The sequence below is a fragment of the Pseudomonas sp. LAMO17WK12:I10 genome (assembly GCF_900215185.1).
In the GTDB taxonomy this organism is placed as follows: domain Bacteria; phylum Pseudomonadota; class Gammaproteobacteria; order Pseudomonadales; family Pseudomonadaceae; genus Aquipseudomonas; species Aquipseudomonas chlororaphis.
The window spans coordinates 81845-103667 of record NZ_OBDX01000006.1 but is presented as its reverse complement, the minus strand read 5'-3'; the positions used below and the strand labels follow the sequence as shown (position 1 = coordinate 103667).

Sequence of the window (21823 nt, the reverse complement as noted above, 5' to 3'; positions counted from 1 at the left end):
TAGCAGAAAACGCTTTGACAGAGGCGCAGGTAATGGATTTCGTTGCGGTTTATGGGCTTTTGGGCGGCTGATATACTCGCCGCCGTTTTCAGACCTGTGTGAGATTCAATGGAACGTTTTATCGAGAATGCAATGTACGCCTCGCGCTGGCTGCTGGCGCCGATCTACTTTGGTCTGTCGTTGGGGCTGCTGGCCCTGGCCCTGAAGTTCTTCCAGGAAGTCTTCCACGTCATTCCCAACGTGTTCACCATGGCCGAGTCCGATCTGATCCTGGTGCTGCTGTCGTTGATCGACATGGCGCTGGTGGGCGGCTTGCTGGTGATGGTGATGATCTCCGGCTACGAGAACTTCGTGTCTCAGTTGGACATCGACGAGGACAAGGAAAAGCTCAACTGGCTGGGCAAGATGGACTCCTCTTCGCTGAAGATGAAGGTGGCCGCGTCCATCGTGGCAATTTCCTCGATCCATCTGCTGCGGGTATTCATGGATGCGAAGAACATCGAGCCGCAGTACCTGATGTGGTACGTGATCATCCACATGACCTTCGTGATTTCGGCCTTCGCCATGGGCTACCTGGACAAGCTGACCAAGCACTGATCGGCTGATCACCGCTGTAGCCGCGCCGCCCGGCCGTTGTGAAACGGACGGGCGGTGTCGTTTGTGGCTTGTGCTTTTACGGGTCGAGGCATATCCCTGTAAGGGTCAAGGGCTTGAACTGCGCGAGGTGCACTCATGAACCTGCACGAGTTGAATGCTTATGCCGTCGCCGGAAAAATCGACGAGCTGAACCTGATCTCCCTCGAGGGCGGCATCTATCTGCTCGAGGCGCGGATGCATGGGGCGGCCTATCCGTTGAGCGACGCCCACGGTCAGATGTTGCATCTGCGTTCGGTGGAGCATGCCCGGGAAGTGTTGCACGCCTTTCCCAAGCTGCCCTTCAACCTGATCCATGCTTCAGTGCATGACGAGATGTGCGGCCTCTCGGCCGGTACCGATGACAGCCTGCGGGTGCCCCTCGCCGTCCGCTCGGCCTGACAGGCGGGACGCACGTTCATCATCGCCATGGCATCTGTGCTAGTCTGCTCGCCCTTTTGGTTCCGGGCGTCCCGGGATGCGCTGTGTACGCACGGCGGATATCCGAGCCGTCCGCACAGCGGAGCAGTGTCATGTCCGAAGTAAATCTGTCCACCGACGAAACCCGCGTCAGCTACGGTATCGGCCGTCAGCTGGGCGACCAGCTGCGTGACAACCCGCCACCGGGCGTGAGCCTGGACGCCATCCTGGCTGGCCTGACCGACGCGTTCGCCGGCAAGCCTAGCCGTGTAGGCCAGGAAGAAATGTCCGCCAGCTTCAAGGTGATCCGCGAAATCATGCAGGCCGAAGCCGCTGCCAAGGCTGAAGCCGCTGCTGGCGCGGGCCTGGCTTTCCTGGCTGAAAACGCCAAGCGTGAAGGCATCACCACTCTGGCCTCCGGCCTGCAGTTCGAAGTGCTGACCCAGGGCGAAGGCGCCAAGCCATCCCGTGAAGACAGCGTGCGTACCCACTACCACGGCACCCTGATCGACGGCACTGTGTTCGACAGCTCCTACGAGCGCGGCCAGCCTGCGGAATTCCCGGTCGGCGGCGTGATCGCTGGCTGGACCGAGGCGCTGCAACTGATGAATGCCGGTAGCAAATGGCGTCTGTACGTGCCGAGCGAGCTGGCTTACGGCGCGCAAGGCGTTGGCAGCATCCCGCCGCACAGCGTTCTGGTATTTGACGTCGAGCTGCTCGACGTTCTGTAAGCCTCAGTTGCCGGGTTGAGCTTGCTCGTGATCCATACGCCGTGTTTGCGGTGTACGGATCGCGAGAAGGCTTGCCTTGGCAGAGGGGTCAGGTGGGGTCATAGACGTATTTTTGCGCTCAGGCCTTGCCCTTCAGCTGTTCCAGCAGGGCGCAAGGCCCGCGCATAGCAGAACAGAAACAGGTTGCGCACCAGTTCCTTGAGCACCACCGGCTCGCTGGAACTCAGGCCGTTGAGGTCCAGGTCGCCCTGATCCTGCAGCTCGTTCAAGGCTTCTTCTTCCAGTACCGCACAAACTTCCCCGGTTTCCCGATGCAGGATTCTCAGGTAAGGGTGTGGGCGGTCCAGCCATGCGTCGATCAAATAAGTCATGAGTCTCATCTCCTTGATGGGTTTCAATGAGAATAATTCTTATTCAATGAATAGCAAGTACCTATTGGCGGTTTCTGCTTTTTTCTGTGTGGAAATTGTTATGGGTCAAAAGGGCTGGCCTTTTGATATATAGCGGGAAATGAGGGGGAGTCTGGCGGGAGCGGGGAGGGCTTCACCCCGTGCCTGGCACGGGGCGATAGCCGGAATATCAGACCTTGCGGACGAACTCGGACTTGAGCTTCATCGGGCCGATACCGTCGATCTTGCAGTCGATGTCGTGGTCGCCATCGCACAGGCGGATGTTCTTGACCTTGGTGCCGACCTTGACCACCAGCGAGGTGCCCTTGACCTTGAGGTCCTTGATCACGGTGATGGTGTCGCCGTCTTGCAAGACGTTACCGACCGAGTCCTTTTTCACGGTTTCATCGGATGCGGCCTCGGCTTCGCCGTTGGCGGACCATTCGTGGGCGCATTCCGGGCAGACCAGTTGGGCGCCATCTTCATAGGTGTATTCGGAATTGCATTTCGGGCAGGGTGGCAACGTGCTCACTAAGACTCCTCGGATTCAGGAAGGCTAAAAAAGCGCACATTATATAGGGTTTTGCCCGGGGAAGGGGTATCGCGGGGGATTGGGCGAGAAAGCATCGCGAACAAGCCTGCTCCTGCGCAGGGCAGGAGCGGGCTTGTGTGCAATCGGATCTTAGTGGGTGCGGGCTACGGCGAATTCGCTCAGTTCCACCAGCGCGTCGCGGTATTCGCTCGGCGGCAGGGCTTCCAGGCAGGCGATGGCACGAGCGACATAGTCGCGGGCCAGTTGCGCGGTGTAGTCCAGGGAGCCGGAGGCTTCCACGGCTGCACGGATGCTTTCCAGGTCTTCGATACCGCCTTTCTGGATCGCCTGGCGCACCAGGGCAGCCTGTTCCGGCGTGCCTTCGCGCATGGTATAGATCAGCGGCAGGGTCGGCTTGCCTTCGGCCAGGTCGTCGCCGACGTTCTTGCCCAGGGTTTCCGCGTCGCCACGGTAGTCGAGCAGGTCGTCCACCAGTTGGAAGGCCACGCCCAGGTGATCGCCGAAGGCGCGCAGGGCTTCGCTCTGCTCTTCGGTGGCGCCGGCCAGGGCGGCGGCGCTGTGGGTCGAGGCCTCGAAGAGCATCGCGGTCTTGCCGCGGATGACTTCCATGTAGGTTTCTTCGGTGGTGCTGGCATCACGGACTTTCGACAGCTGCAGCACTTCACCTTCGGCGATGATGCGGGTGGCCTGCGAAAGGATTTTCATCACCGGCATCGAGCCCAGCTCGACCATCATCTCGAAGGAGCGCGAGTACAGGAAGTCGCCCACCAGTACGCTCGGGGCGTTGCCCCACATTGCGTTGGCGGTCGAGCGGCCGCGGCGCATGCCGGACATGTCGACCACGTCGTCATGCAGCAGGGTGGCGGTGTGCAGGAATTCGATGGTGGCGGCCAGCAGGCGCAGGTCGTCGCCTTCGCGACCCAGGGCCTTGCCACACAGCAGCACCAATAAAGGACGCAGGCGTTTACCCCCGGCCGAGGTAATGTAGTCGCCGATTTTCGATACCAGCGGCACTCGGGAGGTCAGCTGCTTCTTGATGATGCCGTCGACGGCGCTAAAATCGTCCGCCACCGCGCGATAGAAAGCTTGGGGTTGCATCAGCGACAGGTGCTCCAGAAGGGTTGCGCGGCATGCTAGGACCCACGTCCGGGGCTGTCAAGGCGCGATGGACGGCCCCTTGCATCGCCAAGACAGCTTGCGTACAATCGCGCACCCTGAACTTCCTGGGCAGCACCTGCCTTACGCAATTGCACTTGGGCCGTTCCAGCCCCATGCAGCCATGCCAGCCAATACCTCTTCTTATAAAGAGCTGGGTGAGCAGGATTATCGGAGAAATACCATGTACGCAGTAATCGTTACCGGCGGTAAGCAATACAAGGTCGCTGAAGGTGAATACCTGAAGATCGAAAAACTGGAAATCGCCACTGGCGAATCCGTGACTTTTGACCGCGTTCTGTTGGTTGCCAATGGCGACGACGTGAACATCGGCGCACCTGTTGTTGCTGGCGCAACCGTCAAGGCTGAAGTGATCTCCCAAGGTCGTCACGATAAAGTCCGCATCATCAAGTTCCGTCGCCGTAAGCACCACATGAAGCGTATGGGCCACCGCCAGTGGTTCACCGAGATCAAAATCACCGGTATTCAGGCTTAATTTCAGCCTAATTCCTCACTAGGAGAATTGAACTCATGGCACACAAAAAAGCTGGTGGTAGTACCCGTAACGGTCGCGACTCAGAAGCCAAACGCCTTGGCGTGAAGATGTATGGCGGCCAGGTCATCAAGGCCGGCAACATCATCGTGCGTCAGCGCGGCACCCAATTCCACGCTGGCTACGGCGTTGGCATGGGTAAGGATCACACCCTCTTCGCGAAAATCGAAGGCGTGATCAAGTTTGAAGTAAAAGGCGCCTTCGGTCGTCGTTACGTGAGCGTCGTCGCGGCTTAATTGCGCGATCGCTGGAAAAGCCCTGTCTCGCGACGGGGCTTTTTCGTTTGTGGGGTGAGTCTCTTGCAAAACTGTTTGTATGGGCTGCCAGCGCTGGATGTTACGGCCGTTGATCGGGGTCGCTGCGCTCATTTTTGCAAGAGTCTTATGTCTTAGTGTTTTTCGGCTCGCCCGTGCGGCGAGAGGCGTTTTGTTATGAAGTTCGTTGATGAAGTTTCGATCCGAGTAAAAGCTGGCGACGGCGGCAATGGCTGCATGAGTTTCCGTCGGGAAAAATTCATCGAAAACGGTGGTCCGAACGGTGGTGATGGTGGTGATGGCGGCTCGATCTACATGATCGCCGACGAAAACCTCAATACCCTGGTGGACTACCGCTACACCCGTCATTTCGATGCCGAGCGCGGCTCCAATGGCGGCAGTACCGATTGCACTGGCAAAAAGGGTGAGGATCTCGAACTGCGCGTACCGGTCGGCACCACGGTGATCGATGCCGGGACCCAGGAAGTGATCGGTGACCTGACCAAGGCCGGTCAGCGTTTGCTGGTGGTGCAGGGCGGTTGGCACGGTCTGGGTAACACCCGTTTCAAGTCCAGTACCAACCGCGCACCGCGCCAGACCACTCCGGGCAAGCCGGGTGAGCAGCGTGACCTCAAGCTGGAGTTGAAAGTGCTGGCGGACGTTGGTCTGCTGGGCTTGCCGAATGCCGGTAAGAGCACCTTCATTCGCTCGGTGTCCGCGGCCAAGCCGAAAGTGGCTGACTATCCGTTCACGACCCTGGTGCCGAACCTGGGCGTGGTCAGTGTCGACCGCTGGAAGAGCTTCGTGATCGCCGACATTCCGGGGCTGATCGAAGGTGCTTCGGATGGTGCGGGCCTGGGTATCCGTTTCCTCAAGCACCTGGCGCGTACTCGTTTGCTGCTGCACCTCGTGGACATGGCGCCACTGGATGAAAGCAGTCCGGCCGATGCGGCGGAAGTGATCGTCAATGAGCTGACCAAGTTCAGTCCGTCCCTGGCTGAGCGCGATCGCTGGCTGGTGCTGAACAAGTGCGACCAGATCCTCGAGGAAGAGCATGAGGCGCGGGCCAAGGAGATCGTCGATCGCCTGGAGTGGACTGGTCCGGTGTACGTGATCTCGGCTATTTCCAAAGACGGTACCGAGCGCTTGAGTCGCGACATCATGCGGTATCTGGAGGATCGTGCCGATCGTCTGGCGGCCGACCCGGCCTACGCCGACGAATTGGCCGAGCTCGATCAGCGTATCGAGGACGAGGCGCGTGCCCAGCTGCAGGCTCTGGACGACCAGCGTGCCCTACGCCGCAGCGGCGTGAAGAGCGTGCACGACATCGGCGACGATGATTGGGATGAGGAAGATGTGGATGACGAAGATGGTCCGGAAATCATTTACGTCCGCGACTGATTCGTTGCAGTAAACTACAAGCGCCGCTCACTGAGCGGCGTTTTAGTATCCGGGAAACGTAGCCACGAATAACTTTATGGGCGCGCTCGGTCGCGTGGCTCTCAAGCTAAGGTTGAAGAAGATGCGGAGTAAGGTGACAGGTGCGCAGCGCTGGGTCGTGAAGATCGGCAGTGCGCTGCTGACGGCGGACGGCAAAGGGCTGGATCGCGCGGCAATGGGTGTCTGGGTCGAGCAGATGGTGGCCTTGCATGAGGCCGGTGTCGAGCTGGTATTGGTTTCCTCCGGCGCGGTCGCGGCCGGCATGAGCCGCCTGGGCTGGACCGCACGACCGAGTGCGATGCATGAGCTGCAGGCGGCCGCGGCCATTGGCCAGATGGGCCTGGTGCAGGCCTGGGAGTCGAGCTTTGCCGAGCATGGCCTGCACACTGCGCAGATTCTGCTGACCCATGACGACCTGTCCGACCGCAAGCGTTACCTCAATGCCCGCAGCACCTTGCGTGCGCTGGTCGAGCTGAAGGTGATTCCGGTCATCAATGAAAACGACACCGTGGTTACCGATGAGATCCGCTTCGGCGACAACGACACCCTGGCGGCCTTGGTGGCCAATCTGGTCGAGGCCGATCTGCTGGTGATCCTCACGGATCGCGACGGCATGTTCGATGCGGACCCCCGTAATAATCCCGATGCTCAGCTGATTTACGAGGCGCGTGCCGACGATCCGGCGCTGGACGCAGTGGCGGGCGGCACGGGTGGCGCGCTGGGGCGTGGCGGTATGCAGACCAAGCTGCGCGCGGCGCGTTTGGCAGCCCGTTCCGGAGCGCACACCATCATTGTCGGTGGGCGTCTGGAGCGTGTGCTGGATCGCCTCAAGGCGGGTGAGCGCCTGGGTACCTTGCTGTCGCCTGAGCGCGGCATGCTGGCGGCGCGCAAGCAATGGCTGGCTGGGCACCTGCAAACCCGAGGCACCCTGGTGTTGGATGATGGTGCGGTGTCGGCCTTGTCCCAGGGCAACAAAAGCTTGCTGCCGGTGGGGGTCAAGCTGGTTCAGGGCAGCTTCCGTCGTGGCGAGATGGTGGTATGCGTGGCGCCGGACGGGCGTGAAATCGCCCGCGGCCTGGCCAACTACAGCGCCCTGGAAGCGCAAAAAATCATCGGTCAGTCCTCTGATGCGATTGTCGGTTTGTTGGGGTACATGGCTGAGCCCGAGTTGGTTCACCGTGACAACCTGATTCTGGTCTAAGGAAAAACCAATGCGTGTAGCAAAAGGGTTGTTGGGATTGCTGTTGGCGATGCCGCTGCTGGCCTGCGCTGAAGAAATCGGCCAGGTGTCGACGGTGTTCAAATTTGTCGGGCCTAATGACCGCATTGTGGTCGAGGCCTTCGATGATCCGAAGGTGGAGGGCGTGACCTGCTACCTGTCGCGCGCCAAGACTGGTGGGGTGAAGGGTGGGTTGGGTCTGGCGGAGGATCGCGCCGAGGCCTCCATTGCCTGTCGTCAGGTCGGCCCGATCAGCTTCAAGGGTGGGCTCAAGGATGGTGAAGAGGTGTTCAAGGAGCGCACTTCGCTGGTGTTCAAGACCATGCAGGTGGTGCGTTTCCTCGACAAGAAGCGCAATACCTTGGTGTACCTGGTTTATAGCGATCGGTTGATCGAGGGCAGCCCTCAGAATGCGGTGACGGCGATTCCGATCCTGCCTTGGGCGCAGACTCCGTAACGGTCTTCAGGGCTGGCTCCTGCAGTGGTTATTCCCTGTAGGGGCTGGCGGTCGATGTTCGGTTGCTGGCGATGGCGGTTTGGTGGTCAAGGCAGCAAATCGCAGGCAATAAAAAACCGACCCTGAGGTCGGTTTTTTAATAAGCGTGTCGCTTAGGCTGCAGCAGCAAGGTTCAGAGCCTTGATGTGGCCATTCAGACGACCTTTATGGCGAGCAGCTTTGTTCTTGTGGATGATGCCTTTATCGGCCATGCGGTCGATAACTGGCACGGCCAGAACATAAGCAGCTTGCGCTTTTTCAGCGTCTTTTGCGTCGATGGCTTTAACTACATTCTTGATGTAGGTACGAACCATGGAACGCAGGCTGGCGTTGTGGCTGCGACGCTTCTCAGCCTGTTTTGCACGTTTTTTGGCGGAAGGTGAGTTGGCCACCGTCGAGCTCCTCGAAAGACTTTTTGGGAAATAGCAAACAAAATAGGCCGCGAATCATGCCGATGAGTTGAAGTCTTGTCAAGGGCAGGTGATGCGTTCCGCTGAGTGGTTGGATCTGAAGAGGCGGGATATTTATTTCCGGCGCTTGACCTGTAAACTCGCGAGCTTTGGCTCTGTGCTGTTGCGGCGCGGAGTATCGCACAAGTGGGCGCATTGTTCGCCTGCTGTTTATCTACAGGCAAAAAACCTTTCCATGAACCTGCTCAAGTCGTTGGCCGCTGTCAGCTCTATCACCATGCTTTCCCGGGTTCTGGGGTTCGTGCGCGATACCATCATTGCGCGCACATTCGGCGCTGGAATGGCGACGGACGCCTTTTTCATCGCCTTCAAGCTGCCCAACCTGCTGCGCCGCATCTTCGCCGAGGGCGCCTTTTCCCAGGCCTTTGTGCCGATCCTGGCGGAATACAAAAGCCAGCAGGGTGAGGAGGCGACCCGTACCTTTATTGCCTATGTGTCCGGCCTGCTGACCCTGGTACTGGCGCTGGTGACGGCGCTGGGGATCATCGCCGCGCCCTGGGTGATCTGGGCCACGGCGCCAGGTTTTGTCGACACCCCGGAAAAGTTCACGCTGACCACCGATCTGTTGCGCGTGACCTTTCCTTATATATTGCTGATCTCGTTGTCCTCCCTGGCGGGGGCGATCCTCAATACCTGGAACCGCTTTTCGGTCCCGGCGTTCGTGCCGACGTTGCTGAACGTCGCCATGATCGTGTTCTCGGTATTCCTCACGCCTTATTTCGATCCGCCGGTCATGGCCCTGGGCTGGGCGGTTCTGGCGGGTGGCCTGGCGCAGTTGCTGTATCAGCTGCCGCACCTGAAAAAGATCGGCATGCTCGTGCTACCGCGCCTGAACCTGCGCGACACCGGGGTCTGGCGGGTGCTGAAGCAGATGCTGCCGGCCATTCTCGGGGTCTCGGTGAGCCAGATCTCGCTGATCATCAACACCATCTTCGCCTCGTTCCTGGTGGCTGGCTCGGTGTCCTGGATGTATTACGCCGATCGCCTGATGGAGCTGCCTTCAGGGGTTCTGGGGGTGGCGCTGGGCACGATCCTGCTGCCGACGCTGGCCAAGACTTACGCCAACAAGGATCGGCATGAATATTCGCGGATTCTCGATTGGGGCCTGCGCCTGTGCTTCATGCTGGTGCTGCCTTGCGCGCTGGCCCTGGGGATTCTGGCGGAGCCATTGACGGTGTCGCTGTTCCAGTACGGCCAGTTCAGCGCCTTCGACGCCTCGATGACCCAGCGTGCGCTGGTCGCGTATTCGGTCGGTTTGCTCGCGATCATTGTGATCAAGGTGCTGGCGCCGGGTTTCTATGCCCAGCAAAACATCCGTACCCCGGTGAAAATCGCGATTTTCACGCTGATCGTCACGCAACTGCTGAACCTGGCGTTCATCGGCCCGCTGAAGCATGCGGGCCTGGCGCTGGCGATCAGCGCCGGGGCCTGTATCAACGCGGGTTTGCTGTTCTATCAGCTGCGCAAACAGCAGATGTTCTTGCCGCAGCCTGGCTGGGGCAAGTTTGCGATCAAGCTGGTCGTTGCGGTGAGCGTGATGTCGGCGGTGTTGTTGGGGCTGATGCAGTTCATGCCGGCCTGGGATCAGGGGAATATGCTCGCACGCTTCCTGCGTCTGGGTGTGCTGGTGGTGGCGGGCGTGGTGGCCTACTTCGGCATGTTGGCGTTATTCGGCTTCCGTCTGCGCGACTTCAATCGCAAGGCGTTGCACTGAGGTCCTGAGGCACTTGGACGCCGGCGAGGCAGTGGTTTTGTCGGTTCGATCACTTTGGCGCGTGCTGTTGCCTGTCACCGGCCGTCGGGTGTGGTTATAATCGACCACTTTATGAGCAAGAAGCGCGTTATGCAGCTGGTCCGAGGCCTCCACAACCTGCGCCCCCAGCATCGGGGCTGTGTCGCCACTATTGGCAACTTCGACGGTGTTCACCGTGGCCACCAGGCTATCCTGGGCCGGCTGCGTGAGCGTGCGCTTGAGTTGGGCGTGCCCAGCTGCGTGGTGATATTCGAGCCGCAGCCGCGCGAATTCTTCGCTCCGGATACCGCCCCGGCCCGCCTGGCACGCTTGCGCGACAAGCTGCAGTTGCTGGCCGAGGAGGGCGTCGACCGGGTTCTGTGCCTGGCGTTCAACCAGCGCTTGAGCAAGCTCAGCGCCAGTGAGTTCGTCGAGACCATCCTGGTCGACGGCCTGGGTGTGCAGCACCTGGAAGTCGGCGATGATTTTCGTTTTGGCTGCGACCGGGTCGGTGACTTCGATTTCCTGCAAAAGGCCGGTATCACCCACGGGTTTACCGTCGAGGCCGCGCAGACCGTCGAGCTGGATGGCCTGCGCGTCAGCAGCACCCAGGTCCGCAATGCGCTGGCGGCGGCCGATTTCGTATTGGCCGAGCGTCTGCTCGGTCGCCCGTTCCGCATCGCCGGGCGGGTCCTGCACGGGCAGAAGCTGGCGCGCCAGTTGGGTACGCCAACCATCAATGTGCAGCTCAAGCGCCGTCGCGTACCGTTGTCCGGGGTGTACCTGGTCGATGTCGATATCGACGGCAAGACCTGGCCGGGCGTCGCCAATATCGGCGTGCGGCCGACGGTAGCAGGTGATGGCAAGGCCCACCTGGAAGTCCATCTTTTAGATTTTGCCGGCGATCTGTATGACCGGCGTTTGACGGTGGTTTTCCACCACAAGCTGCGTGAAGAGCAGCGTTTCGCCTCTCTGGAGGCGCTGAAGACGGCGATCAACGCGGATGTCGCCGCCGCCCGTGCCGAAGTTGCACGTATCCATAGCGCCAATCGCTAATGAAGAGCCTTAAATGACCGACTATAAAGCCACGCTAAACCTTCCGGACACCGCCTTCCCAATGAAGGCCGGCCTGCCTCAGCGCGAACCGCAGATTCTGCAGCGCTGGGACAGCATTGGCCTGTACGGTAAGTTGCGCGAAATTGGCAAGGATCGTCCGAAGTTCGTACTTCACGACGGTCCGCCCTACGCCAACGGCTCGATTCACATCGGTCATGCGGTCAACAAGATTCTCAAGGACATGATCATCCGCTCGAAGACCCTGGCGGGCTTCGACGCGCCTTATGTTCCGGGTTGGGACTGCCACGGTCTGCCGATCGAGCACAAGGTCGAGGTCACTCACGGCAAGAACCTGTCCTCGGACAAGACCCGTGAGCTGTGCCGTGCCTACGCCACCGAGCAGATCGAAGGCCAGAAAGCCGAGTTCATCCGCCTCGGCGTGCTGGGCGACTGGGCCAACCCGTACAAGACCATGGACTTCGCCAACGAGGCCGGGGAAATCCGTGCCCTGGCGGAAATGGTCAAGGGCGGTTTCGTGTTCAAGGGCCTCAAGCCGGTGAACTGGTGCTTCGACTGCGGCTCGGCCCTGGCTGAAGCGGAAGTCGAGTACCAGGACAAGAAGTCCTCGACCATCGACGTGGCCTTCCCGATCGCCGACGAAGACAAGCTGGCCGCCGCCTTTGGCCTGGCCAAGCTGAGCAAGCCGGCTTCGATCGTGATCTGGACCACCACTCCGTGGACCATCCCGGCCAACCAGGCATTGAACGTTCACCCTGAGTTCAACTATGCCCTGGTCGACGCTGGCGACAAGCTGCTGGTGCTGGCCGAGGAGCTGGTGGAGTCCTGCCTGGCTCGCTACAACCTGGAAGGCTCGGTCATCGCCACCGCCCCGGGTTCGGCGCTGGAGCTGATCAACTTCCGTCACCCGTTCTACGATCGTCTGTCGCCGGTGTACCTGGCTGAGTACGTCGAGCTGGGCGCTGGTACCGGCGTGGTTCACTCCTCGCCAGCCTACGGCGAAGACGACTTCGTGACCTGCAAGCGTTACGGCATGGTCAACGACGACATCCTCAACCCAGTGCAGAGCAATGGCGTGTACGCCACCTCGCTGGAGTTCTTCGGCGGCCAGTTCATCTGGAAGGCCAACCCGGCCATCGTCGACAAGCTGACTGAAGTCGGTGCGCTGCTGCACACCGAAACCATCAGCCACAGCTACATGCATTGCTGGCGCCACAAGACCCCGCTGATCTACCGCGCCACCGCGCAGTGGTTCGTCGGCATGGACAAGCAGCCAACCAGCGGCAACACCCTGCGCCAGCGTGCGTTGCAGGCCATCGAAGAGACTCAGTTCGTGCCGGCCTGGGGCCAGGCGCGCCTGCATTCAATGATCGCCAACCGTCCGGACTGGTGCATCTCCCGTCAGCGCAACTGGGGCGTGCCGATCCCGTTCTTCCTGCACAAGGAAAGCGGCGAGCTGCACCCCCGCACCGTCGAGCTGATGGAAGAAGTTGCCAAGCGTGTCGAGCACGAAGGCATCGAGGCCTGGTTCAAGATGGACGCGGCCGAGTTGCTGGGTGACGAAGCCCCGCAATACGACAAGATCAGCGACACCCTGGACGTCTGGTTCGACTCCGGCACCACTCACTGGCACGTACTGCGCGGCTCGCACCCTATGGGCCACGCCAGCGGCCCGCGTGCCGACCTGTACCTGGAAGGTTCCGACCAGCACCGCGGCTGGTTCCACTCGTCCCTGCTGACCGGCTGCGCGATCGATGGCAATGCGCCGTATCGCGAACTGCTGACCCACGGTTTCACCGTCGACGAGAACGGTCGCAAGATGTCCAAGTCCCTGGGCAACGTGATTGCGCCGCAGAAGGTCAACGACACCCTGGGCGCCGACATCATGCGCCTGTGGGTCTCGGCTACTGACTACTCCGGTGAAATGGCGGTTTCCGACCAGATCCTGCAGCGCAGCGCCGACGCCTACCGGCGTATCCGCAACACCGCGCGCTTCCTGCTTTCCAACCTGAGCGGTTTCAACCCGGCCACCGATATCCTGCCGGCCGAAGAAATGCTTGCTCTGGACCGTTGGGCCGTGGACCGTACCCTGCTGCTGCAGCGCGAGCTGGAACTGCACTACGGCGAGTACCGCTTCTGGAACGTCTACTCCAAGGTGCACAACTTCTGTGTGCAGGAGCTGGGCGGTTTCTACCTGGACATCATCAAGGACCGCCAGTACACCACTGGCGCCGACAGCAAGGCCCGTCGTTCGTGCCAGACCGCGCTGTTCCACATCTCCGAAGCGCTGGTGCGCTGGATTGCGCCGATCCTCGCCTTCACCGCCGACGAGCTGTGGCAGTCCCTGCCGGGCGAGCGCAACGAGTCCGTGATGCTCAACACCTGGTACCAGGGCCTCAGCGAGCTGCCGGAAGGTTTCGAACTGGACCGTGCCTACTGGGAGCGGATCATGGCGGTCAAGGTCGCGGTCAACAAGGAAATGGAAATCCAGCGCGCGGCCAAGGCCGTCGGTGGCAACCTGCAAGCCGAAGTGACCCTGTACGCCGAAGAGGCGCTGAGCGCCGACCTGGCCAAGCTGAGCAACGAGCTGCGCTTCGTGCTGATCACCTCCACCGCCAGCGTCGCGCCTTTCGCGCAGGCACCGGCGGATGCGGTGGAAACCGAAGTCGCCGGCCTCAAGTTGAAAGTGGTCAAGTCGAGCTTCGCCAAGTGCGCCCGTTGCTGGCACTGCCGTGAAGATGTCGGCGTGCACCCCGAGCACCCGGAAATCTGCGGTCGCTGCGTCGACAACATCAGCGGCGCAGGCGAGGTTCGTCACTATGCCTAATGCCACGGGCCGTTTCGGCCGTTTCGGCCGTCTGGGCTGGCTGTGGTTGAGCGTGCTGGTCCTGGTCATCGACCAGGCCAGCAAGCTGCACTTCGAAAGCTCGCTGTCGATGTATCAGCAGATCGTGGTGATCCCGGATTACTTCAGCTGGACCCTGGCCTACAACACCGGCGCGGCATTCAGCTTCCTGGCGGACAGCTCGGGCTGGCAGCGCTGGTTGTTCGCCCTGATCGCGGTGGTGGTCAGCGCGGTGCTGGTGGTCTGGCTCAAGCGCCTGGGGCGCAACGAAACCTGGCTGGCGGTCGCCCTGGCACTGGTGCTGGGCGGCGCGCTGGGCAACCTGTATGACCGCATCGCCCTGGGCCATGTGATCGATTTCATCCTGGTGCATTGGCAGAACCGCTGGTATTTCCCGGCGTTCAACTTTGCCGACAGCGCCATCAGCGTGGGTGCGGTGATGCTTGCGCTGGATATGTTCAAAAGCAAGAAAACCGGAGAAGCCGTTCATGACTGAACAGGTATTGGCTGAACAACGCATCGGCCAGAACACGGAAGTCACTTTGCATTTCGCATTGCGCCTGGAGAACGGCGACACGGTGGACAGCACCTTCGACAAGGCCCCGGCGACCTTCAAGGTCGGTGACGGCAACCTGTTGCCAGGTTTTGAAGCGGCCCTGTTCGGCTTCAAGGCGGGTGACAAGCGTAACCTGACTATCGAGCCGGAAAACGCCTTTGGCCAGCCGAACCCGCAAAACGTGCAGATCATCCCGCGTTCGCAGTTCCAGGATATGGAACTGTCCGAAGGCCTGCTGGTGATCTTCAACGATGCGGCGAATACCGAGCTGCCAGGCGTGGTCAAAGCTTTTGATGACGCCCAGGTGACCGTTGACTTCAACCATCCGTTGGCCGGTAAAACCTTGACCTTTGATGTCGAGATCATCGACGTTAAAGCGCTTTAAAGGCATCGCGAGCCGACTCGCGTCTACAGTCTCCATAAGGTTCCTGTAGGCGCGAGCAGGCCAGCGAGCAATCGCGAAGCGGTTGCACCGAATATTCCTTGCCCGCAAGACACGAGGCACAGCATGCAAATCAAACTCGCCAACCCCCGTGGCTTCTGCGCTGGCGTGGACCGCGCGATCGAAATCGTCAATCGCGCCCTGGAGGTCTTCGGGCCGCCGATCTACGTGCGTCATGAAGTGGTGCACAACAAATTTGTCGTCGAAGACCTGCGCGCTCGCGGCGCGATCTTTGTCGAGGAGCTGGACCAGGTGCCGGATGACGTCATCGTGATCTTCAGCGCCCACGGCGTTTCCCAGGCCGTGCGCAGCGAAGCGGCGGGCCGTGGCCTGAAAGTCTTCGATGCGACCTGCCCGCTGGTGACCAAGGTGCATATCGAAGTGGCGCGCTACAGCCGCGACGGTCGCGAATGCATCCTGATCGGCCATGCCGGCCACCCGGAAGTCGAAGGCACCATGGGCCAGTACGACGCCAGCAATGGCGGCTCGATCTACCTGGTGGAAGACGAGCAAGACGTCGCCGAGCTGCAGGTGCGCAATCCTGAAAAGCTGGCGTTCGTTACCCAGACCACCTTGTCGATGGACGACACCAGCCGGGTCATCGATGCCTTGCGCCAGCGTTTCCCGGCGATTGGCGGGCCGCGCAAGGACGACATCTGCTACGCCACGCAGAACCGTCAGGACGCGGTCAAGCAACTGGCCGACGAGTGCGATGTGGTACTGGTGGTGGGCAGCCCGAACAGCTCCAACTCCAACCGCCTGCGTGAGCTGGCCGAGCGCATGGCCACCCCGGCGTACCTGATCGACGGCGCCGAGGACATGCAACGCAGCTGGTTCGACGGCGTCGAGCGCATCGGCATCACCGCCGGGGCTTCGGCTCCCGAGGTGCTGGTACGGGGGGTGATCGAGCAGCTGCACGCCTGGGGCGCCACCGGCGCCGACGAACTGGCCGGCCGCGAAGAAAACATCACTTTCTCCATGCCCAAAGAGCTGCGCGTTCGCTCCCTGCTCTGATCAGCCCTGCCTGTCGCATAACGCCTGCGCGGCCTTGTCGCTGCGCAGGCTGACCCGCCCACTGCGGGAAAGCACCACCTGGTGCTGGCTCGTTCCCGGATCGGCCGCGCAGATGTGCAGCGTTCCGGCCTGAAAGGCGCCGCTGGGCAGCTGCGGATCACCCAGGCCACTGAAGCGCACGAAATGCTCCACCGGACGATTGCCGACAATCGCCACCCGGGCGTCCCCCCGGCGTTCAAGCAGTACCGGGTTATCGCTGTCCTGCGAGCCCTCGCCGCTGATATCCAGAATGATCCGCCAGCCTTGGCTCCAGTCATCGTTCAACCCGTGAATCACGGTCCGCTGCTGACGCAGGATGGCTTCGGTGCGCGCATTGCGAATGCCGCTGGCAAGCATCTGTGCGGCATCCAGCCGGCGTGTCGACTGGAACAACTCCCCGAATGAGGCGGTGGCGAACAGCATCAGCAGGCTGGCAAGCGTCAGGCCCACGATTATTTCGATCAGGCCGAAACCCTTCTGCGACATGGTTCTCCCTCCATGGAGTGCGCCAGGTCCGGACAATCCTTGCCCGACCATTGAGCAAAACCTCAAACCCTCGGTCTATGAAGGTTCGAAGTGCCAGAGCCAGTTATAGCCGCTGGCCGCTCAAGGGGATGGCATGCGTCACCGTACAGAAGGCTTCACGCTGATCGAATTGCTGGTGACCCTGGCAGTTTTGGCGGTTTTGTTGACCCTGGTGGTTCCCGCGTTCAGTCAGATGGCGCAGCGCTCCAAGGCCGACAGCGACATCAGCGAACTGCTGCGCAGCTTGAATTACGCGCGTCTGGAGGCGATCGACAGCGGCTTGCCGGTTCACCTGCGCCCGGCCGCGGTCGATTCGGACTGGAGCCGGGGGCTGTCGATTTATCAAGGCGACGGACCGGCGACGAATGTATTGCGGGTTGTTCCCGCGGTCAGTCGCGGCGCCCGGCTGACGCTAACCTCTGAATTCGACAGCATTGGCTTCAACGCGTTGGGCGGTGTATCGGCAGCGGTCCCGCCGGTCATGACTTATGTGCTGGGCGAGCAACACAGGACGATCACGCTGTGCCTGAACGGACGGATAGCGGTAAACGGGGAGTGCAAATGACGGGCAGGAGCGTGCAGGCCGGAATGACGCTGATCGAGGTGCTGGTGGCGGTGCTGATTCTCGGCGTCGGCCTGCTCGGTGCGGCGGCGGTCCAGCTCAATGCCCTGCGCTACACCGACAGTGCATTGATGACCAGCCAGGCCAGCTTCATCGCCTATGACATGCTCGATCGCATCCGCGCCAACAGCGCTGCGGACTACACCGTGGCAGCTCCCGAGGCCGGCAATTTCGGCGTGGTTCGGGACCAGGACCTCTATGACTTCAAGCGCAATGTCGAGAGTTTTGGTGGGCCGACCGCCGAGGGCCATATCAGCCTCAAGCAGGGCGTGTTCACCATCAGCATCACCTGGGACGACGCCCGTGCCGCCCATTCTTCTGGCGAGCCTGCTGAAGGCTCCCGCAGTTTTGTCCTGAGCAGCCGGGTGGCAGTGGATCCAGGGAGCAAGCCATGAGACGCGGGAACAGCGGCTTCGGCCTGATCGAAATGCTGGTGGCGCTGGCGTTGAGCCTGATCGTGGCCTTGGGCGTGACGCAGATTTTCATCTCGGCCAAAGACACCTATGTCAGCCAGAACGCCTCGGCCAGCCTGCAAGAGGATGCGCGCTTCGTGCTGAGCAAGATGATCCAGGAAATACGCATGGTCGGCATGTTCGGCTGCCTGCAGAGCATCGCCGATGCCAGCATTGCCGCGGACTTCGCCGGTCATGCGCAAACGCCTATCCGCTGGGACAACGCCAACCACCGGCTGACGCTGGTCACGGCCGATATCGGCGACAGCGGTGGCACCCCGACCTGGACCGTGCTGAGCGATTGCCGCAATAGTGCCACCGCCTATACCGGTGCCCGCAAGGCCCCCTCGGGGCAGCAGGCGTTTGCGGTGCGGCGCCTGGTGTACAGCTTGAAGGACGATCAACTGCTGATGGGTACCGGCACTGGCTCCGGCCAGGCGGTGCTGGTGAACAATGTCAGCGCGTTCGACGTGTCGTTCGGCATCGCCAGCACCGCCACCGATGTCGCGGCCTCCAGCTATAGCCGTGATCCCGCAGACCCGGCACGGATTCGCAGCGTGCGCTTGAGCCTGACCCTGAGCGATCCCCAGGCGCGAGTGCGGCCGCAGACGTTCAATGTGGTGGCCGCCTTGCGCAATCGCCTGTTGTGAGGGAGTTGCCGATGACTTCGTATCGAACGGCTCCCGGGGCGCAGCGCGGCATGGCGCTGTTGATGAGCCTGGTGTTCCTGTTACTGCTGACCTTGATCGGCATTTCGTCGATGCAGAACGCGACCTTGCAGGAAAAGATGGCCGGCGGCCTGTGGCTGCGCAATCAATCGTTCCAGGCGGCGGAGATGGCCCTGCGTATCGGTGAGAGCGCGGTGCAGCAGGATAGTTATGTATTGGCGGCCTGTAGCGGCGGCCAGTGCGCGCCGCCCGGCGAGTCCGCGGCTGTCAGCGCCGCGGGCCACAACAGCCATTCGGGCGTGACCTGGATCGCCACCGATAACGGTTTTTACGCTGTGCAGAACCTCGGTACGACGCTGGGGGCAGTCCATGTGCCGAGCAACACTTCCGCGACCCTGTACCGGGTGACTGCTGTCGGGCTGGCCGGCCACTCGCGCAGCGTGCTGGAGAGCATTTATGCCAAGTATTGAAAGGCCTGGGGGATTGCTGGCTGGCGCTTTGCTGGGCCTCTATCTGAGTGCTCCGGCCTATGGCTTCAGCCCGGCGCAGGCACCTTTGGCGAATTCGGCGGCGGTGGCACCGAATGTGATGCTGCTGCTCGACGATTCGCAGAGCATGAACAGCATTGTCTATGCCCCGGGTTTCGATCCCGGGCTGGCGCGGGCGCCGGTCAGGCCGTGCCGGATGCAGGCGGGCGAATGCCTGGCCGGAGCCAGTCCGAGCGCGGATTCGCTTGCTCTTTCAACGCTGAGCCAGGCGGGCTGCGCCAGCGGTTATGTCGGTTTCTACCGCGACAGTGCCCGGCCAGAGTGCCTCAAGCTGCCTGATCCCGCGGGGAACGGCCGCACCCGCTATTCGGCTGCCTATTTGGCTTACCTGCTGGCCCTGGCCGACGGTCGCGACCGGGATTTCACCGATGGCTCGATTCCCGTTCAAGACCGGATGACCCTGGTGCGTGAGGCCGCCAGCAAGCTGGTGGCTGACAACCGCGCGCTGCGCATTGGCCTGGCGAGCTTCAACCCGCCAGCGGGCGGCGATTTGGCGCCGGGTGGGCGTATCGTGCGTGCCATCAGCGATCTGGCTCCGGTCGGCGATCAGGTCAGCCCGGCTCAGGCTGACGCTAACTACCAGGCATTGCTGTCCGCCATCGGCGGGCTCAGGGCCTCGGCCGAGGCGCCGCTGGCGGAAACCTATTACGAGATCAGCCGTTATTTTCGTGGCCTGACGCCTTACTACAACAGCACGCCCTCTACCTATGGCAGCCCGATCCAGTATCGCTGCCAGCGCAATTACGGCCTGGTGGTGACCGATGGCCTTCCCAGTTACGACCACAGTTTTCCCTCCCGTGAACCCCAGGGGGCGGGCAGCCTGCCAGATTGGGATGGGGTGCCCAATGACGGCATTGATCCTGGCGGCAACGAGGAGGGCAGCAGCCTGTATCTGGATGACATCGCCAAGCTGGCGGTGGATATCGACATGCGCGTGGCAGGCATGGATATCGCGGGGAAAAGCTGGGATTCGGCGGGCTTCGCGCAGCAGCACATGAACACTTACACCATCGGTCTCAACGCGCAGTACCCCATGCTGGCGGATGCGGCGAACTATGGCCGGGGCAAGTTCTACCCGGTGACCGACAAGGCGGGGCTCGACGCCGCACTGGCCTCGGCCCTGGGCGAGGTTTCGGCTTCCGCCGCCGAGGCGGGGAGCGCCACGGCGGGGGCCGCCGGGCTGGCCAGCGGTTCGAGTTATTTCCAGGCGTCTTATGACCCCGTCGATTGGCACGGCACCATCAGGGCGTATGGCATCAGCCCCGCTGGTGCGGTCGACACCCGTACGCCGCTGTGGAGCACGGACTCGACCCTGGTTGCCGATGCGTCGCTGGGGATCTTCCAGACCTGGAACAGTGCCTCCCGAACCGCCGTTGCCTTGCGCCATGACCAACTGTCCGGCGCGCAGCAGGCCGCGCTCGCCCAGAACCTGCCGCCCGGCACCACCGCGGCCGATCTACTGGCCTGGAGCCAGGGGAGTAACCGGGCCGGGCTCAAGGTGCGTACCCGATTGCTGGGGGACATCGTCAACTCGCCGCTGGTCATGGCGACGCCGACCGCGCAGGACGCCGCCGACCTGCAGGGCGACAGCGACTATAGCGCCTACCTGGCGAGCAAGGCCCAAGGCATGACCCCGAGCCTGCTGGTCAACGCCAATGACGGCCTGCTTTCGCTGATCGACCCTGAGAATGGCCGGCGCCGCTACGCCTATATGCCCTCCAGTGCCTTGCCGCTGCTGCATCACATCGCCGACCCCGGCTACGTCAACGGGGAACGTCACCGGTTTTTGGCCGATGGCCCGGTGGCGGTCTTCGATGCCCAACTCGGCACAGCCTGGGCAACCCTGGCGCTGGCGGGCACCGGGGCCGGCGGCAAGGTGTTTTACGCGGTGCAGCTGTATGGCCAGGCCGGCAATACGCCGCAGGCGCTGTGGGAAATCGCCGCGCCTGAGGTTGCCGATAACAGCCACCCGTTCAATGACCTGGGTTATGCCTACGCCCGTCCGGAAGTGGCACGCTTGGCCGACGGGCGCTGGGCGGCCTTTATCGGCAATGGCTATGGCAGCCATTCCGGGGTCGCTGCCCTGTATGTGGTGGATATTCGCGATGGCTCGCTGATCAGGAAAATCCCGGTCGATGGCAATGGGCAGGAGAACGGCTTGTCCTCGGTGAAGGTGTGGGTGGACAGCCAGAATGTGGTCCAGGCGGCCTATGGCGGCGATCTCCAGGGCCATCTGTGGAAGTTCGATTTGAGCGGTTCGGCGCCGGACAGCTGGGGCCCGGCCTTTGGCGGTGCTCCGTTGTTCAGCGCTCCGGGTGGCGCGAGCCAGCCGATCACCGCGCAGCCGTTGCTGGTGGATCATCCCGAGGGCGGCAAGCTGGTGCTGTTCGGCACCGGCAAGCTCAGCGAGCTGGCCGACAAACGCAGCAAGGATGCCCAGGGCTTTTACGCGGTCTGGGATGCCCCGGCTGGTACGGGCAGCATCACCGTGGCTGACCTGCAGGCGCAAGCGATCACCGGGCTGTTTGCCGGTAGCGCGGGCTCCTATATCACCAGCACCCAGGCGGACGTCAGTTATCCGGCCGAGCAGGGCTGGTACCTGCCGCTGGGGGAGGCGTCGAGTGGCGAGCGGGTCATCAATCAGGCCACGCTGGTGGCGGGTCGCATTGTCTTCAGCACCGCCGCTGTCGAGGCGGGCGACCCTTGTTCCAGCGCGGGCAACGGCAAATTGGTCGAGCTGGACGCATTCAGCGGTAAGATGCAGGGCGACGCGGTGCTCGACACCAATGGCGATGAAGTGGTCGATGGCCTGGATACGCCTTCCAGCGGTGTCATCTTTACCGGCGGCATTCCTGCGTTGAGCGCTGTGCTTAACCGCGCTACCCGCAAAATCGTCAGCGATTCCGGCGGCGGTATTGCCTCCCTGGTCGAGAAACCGGGCGGTGGCAGCCGTCGCATCATGTGGCGACAAATACAGTAAGTGAGAGTGAGGC

General features: G+C 61.8%; 24 protein-coding genes. 19 read left to right on the top strand and 5 right to left on the bottom strand.

Features of this window, described 5'->3' with window-relative positions:
• The first annotated feature begins 108 nt into the window (after window positions 1-108).
• From CRO75_RS09370 to CRO75_RS09360, 3 genes are all read left to right on the top strand, one after another.
• On the top strand, window positions 109-597 hold the full coding sequence (locus CRO75_RS09370; protein ID WP_062824539.1) for a TIGR00645 family protein: 489 nt from the start codon (window positions 109-111) through the stop codon (window positions 595-597).
• Between the two features lie 135 nt (window positions 598-732).
• The gene (locus CRO75_RS09365) at window positions 733-1035 is read left to right on the top strand and encodes a DUF6482 family protein (RefSeq protein WP_009045713.1); all 303 of its coding nucleotides are present in this window, start codon (window positions 733-735) and stop codon (window positions 1033-1035) included.
• A 131-nt stretch (window positions 1036-1166) separates the two neighbouring features.
• Window positions 1167-1784, top strand: coding sequence for an FKBP-type peptidyl-prolyl cis-trans isomerase (locus tag CRO75_RS09360; protein ID WP_007924751.1), 618 nt, complete (start codon window positions 1167-1169; stop codon window positions 1782-1784).
• A 98-nt stretch (window positions 1785-1882) separates the two neighbouring features.
• Here CRO75_RS09360 and CRO75_RS09355 read toward each other — a convergent pair whose 3' ends face one another.
• The 3 genes from CRO75_RS09355 to CRO75_RS09345 all read right to left on the bottom strand — a co-directional run bounded on the left by CRO75_RS09355 (window position 1883) and on the right by CRO75_RS09345 (window position 3824).
• Window positions 1883-2155: a hypothetical protein gene (locus CRO75_RS09355; RefSeq protein ID WP_009045712.1), complete on the bottom strand. Its 273-nt coding sequence runs from the start codon at window positions 2153-2155 to the stop codon at window positions 1883-1885.
• A gap of 208 nt (window positions 2156-2363) precedes the next feature.
• Entirely contained in the window at window positions 2364-2705 is a 342-nt protein-coding gene (locus tag CRO75_RS09350; protein WP_007924748.1) for a zinc ribbon domain-containing protein YjdM, read from the bottom strand.
• Window positions 2706-2855: 150 nt separating this feature from the next.
• Complete coding sequence (locus tag CRO75_RS09345; RefSeq protein WP_097135063.1) at window positions 2856-3824, bottom strand: polyprenyl synthetase family protein; 969 nt, start codon at window positions 3822-3824, stop codon at window positions 2856-2858.
• A gap of 241 nt (window positions 3825-4065) precedes the next feature.
• Between CRO75_RS09345 and rplU the strand changes: the two genes are divergently transcribed.
• From rplU to CRO75_RS09320, 5 genes are all read left to right on the top strand, one after another.
• Complete coding sequence (gene rplU, locus CRO75_RS09340) at window positions 4066-4377, top strand: 50S ribosomal protein L21 (RefSeq protein WP_007924746.1); 312 nt, start codon at window positions 4066-4068, stop codon at window positions 4375-4377.
• A gap of 35 nt (window positions 4378-4412) precedes the next feature.
• Window positions 4413-4670 carry a 50S ribosomal protein L27 gene (gene rpmA / locus CRO75_RS09335; protein WP_003228360.1) on the top strand — a complete coding sequence of 86 codons (258 nt, stop codon included), beginning with the start codon at window positions 4413-4415 and terminating at the stop codon, window positions 4668-4670.
• A 195-nt stretch (window positions 4671-4865) separates the two neighbouring features.
• Window positions 4866-6089, top strand: a complete 1224-nt coding sequence (cgtA, locus tag CRO75_RS09330) for an Obg family GTPase CgtA (RefSeq protein ID WP_097135062.1) — start codon at window positions 4866-4868, stop codon at window positions 6087-6089.
• Between the two features lie 121 nt (window positions 6090-6210).
• Window positions 6211-7329, top strand: coding sequence for a glutamate 5-kinase (proB, locus tag CRO75_RS09325; RefSeq protein WP_007924743.1), 1119 nt, complete (start codon window positions 6211-6213; stop codon window positions 7327-7329).
• Between the two features lie 10 nt (window positions 7330-7339).
• Window positions 7340-7804, top strand: coding sequence for a CreA family protein (locus CRO75_RS09320; RefSeq protein ID WP_097135061.1), 465 nt, complete (start codon window positions 7340-7342; stop codon window positions 7802-7804).
• Between the two features lie 152 nt (window positions 7805-7956).
• Here CRO75_RS09320 and rpsT read toward each other — a convergent pair whose 3' ends face one another.
• On the bottom strand, window positions 7957-8235 hold the full coding sequence (gene rpsT / locus CRO75_RS09315; RefSeq protein WP_007924739.1) for a 30S ribosomal protein S20: 279 nt from the start codon (window positions 8233-8235) through the stop codon (window positions 7957-7959).
• A 253-nt stretch (window positions 8236-8488) separates the two neighbouring features.
• Here rpsT and murJ point away from each other — a divergent pair, with 253 nt between their 5' ends.
• The 6 genes from murJ to ispH all read left to right on the top strand — a co-directional run bounded on the left by murJ (window position 8489) and on the right by ispH (window position 15976).
• Entirely contained in the window at window positions 8489-10027 is a 1539-nt protein-coding gene (gene murJ, locus CRO75_RS09305; protein ID WP_062824545.1) for a murein biosynthesis integral membrane protein MurJ, read from the top strand.
• A gap of 129 nt (window positions 10028-10156) precedes the next feature.
• Window positions 10157-11101: a bifunctional riboflavin kinase/FAD synthetase gene (gene ribF, locus CRO75_RS09300; RefSeq protein ID WP_007924736.1), complete on the top strand. Its 945-nt coding sequence runs from the start codon at window positions 10157-10159 to the stop codon at window positions 11099-11101.
• 13 nt (window positions 11102-11114) lie between these two features.
• Entirely contained in the window at window positions 11115-13946 is a 2832-nt protein-coding gene (gene ileS / locus CRO75_RS09295; protein ID WP_097135060.1) for an isoleucine--tRNA ligase, read from the top strand.
• Window positions 13939-14460, top strand: a complete 522-nt coding sequence (lspA, locus tag CRO75_RS09290) for a signal peptidase II (RefSeq protein WP_097135059.1) — start codon at window positions 13939-13941, stop codon at window positions 14458-14460. Before ileS ends, lspA begins: the two co-directional genes overlap by 8 nt.
• A gap of 7 nt (window positions 14461-14467) precedes the next feature.
• Window positions 14468-14905: an FKBP-type peptidyl-prolyl cis-trans isomerase gene (fkpB, locus tag CRO75_RS09285; protein WP_172833189.1), complete on the top strand. Its 438-nt coding sequence runs from the start codon at window positions 14468-14470 to the stop codon at window positions 14903-14905.
• A 123-nt stretch (window positions 14906-15028) separates the two neighbouring features.
• Window positions 15029-15976, top strand: coding sequence for a 4-hydroxy-3-methylbut-2-enyl diphosphate reductase (ispH, locus tag CRO75_RS09280; protein ID WP_085534619.1), 948 nt, complete (start codon window positions 15029-15031; stop codon window positions 15974-15976).
• Here ispH and CRO75_RS09275 read toward each other — a convergent pair whose 3' ends face one another.
• Window positions 15977-16501: a GspH/FimT family protein gene (locus tag CRO75_RS09275; protein ID WP_097135058.1), complete on the bottom strand. Its 525-nt coding sequence runs from the start codon at window positions 16499-16501 to the stop codon at window positions 15977-15979.
• 133 nt (window positions 16502-16634) lie between these two features.
• Between CRO75_RS09275 and CRO75_RS09270 the strand changes: the two genes are divergently transcribed.
• From CRO75_RS09270 to CRO75_RS09250, 5 genes are read left to right on the top strand one after another with little or no spacing between them, the layout of a single operon-like run.
• Complete coding sequence (locus tag CRO75_RS09270) at window positions 16635-17105, top strand: GspH/FimT family protein (RefSeq protein WP_009045702.1); 471 nt, start codon at window positions 16635-16637, stop codon at window positions 17103-17105.
• Complete coding sequence (pilV, locus tag CRO75_RS09265) at window positions 17102-17557, top strand: type IV pilus modification protein PilV (RefSeq protein ID WP_085534622.1); 456 nt, start codon at window positions 17102-17104, stop codon at window positions 17555-17557. The genes CRO75_RS09270 and pilV overlap by 4 nt, the downstream gene beginning before the upstream one ends.
• Entirely contained in the window at window positions 17554-18264 is a 711-nt protein-coding gene (locus CRO75_RS09260) for a prepilin-type N-terminal cleavage/methylation domain-containing protein (protein ID WP_097135057.1), read from the top strand. The genes pilV and CRO75_RS09260 overlap by 4 nt, the downstream gene beginning before the upstream one ends.
• Before the next feature lie 11 nt (window positions 18265-18275).
• The gene (locus CRO75_RS09255) at window positions 18276-18752 is read left to right on the top strand and encodes a PilX N-terminal domain-containing pilus assembly protein (RefSeq protein ID WP_239694141.1); all 477 of its coding nucleotides are present in this window, start codon (window positions 18276-18278) and stop codon (window positions 18750-18752) included.
• Complete coding sequence (locus CRO75_RS09250) at window positions 18739-21810, top strand: PilC/PilY family type IV pilus protein (protein ID WP_097135056.1); 3072 nt, start codon at window positions 18739-18741, stop codon at window positions 21808-21810. Before CRO75_RS09255 ends, CRO75_RS09250 begins: the two co-directional genes overlap by 14 nt.
• Window positions 21811-21823 lie beyond the last annotated feature (13 nt).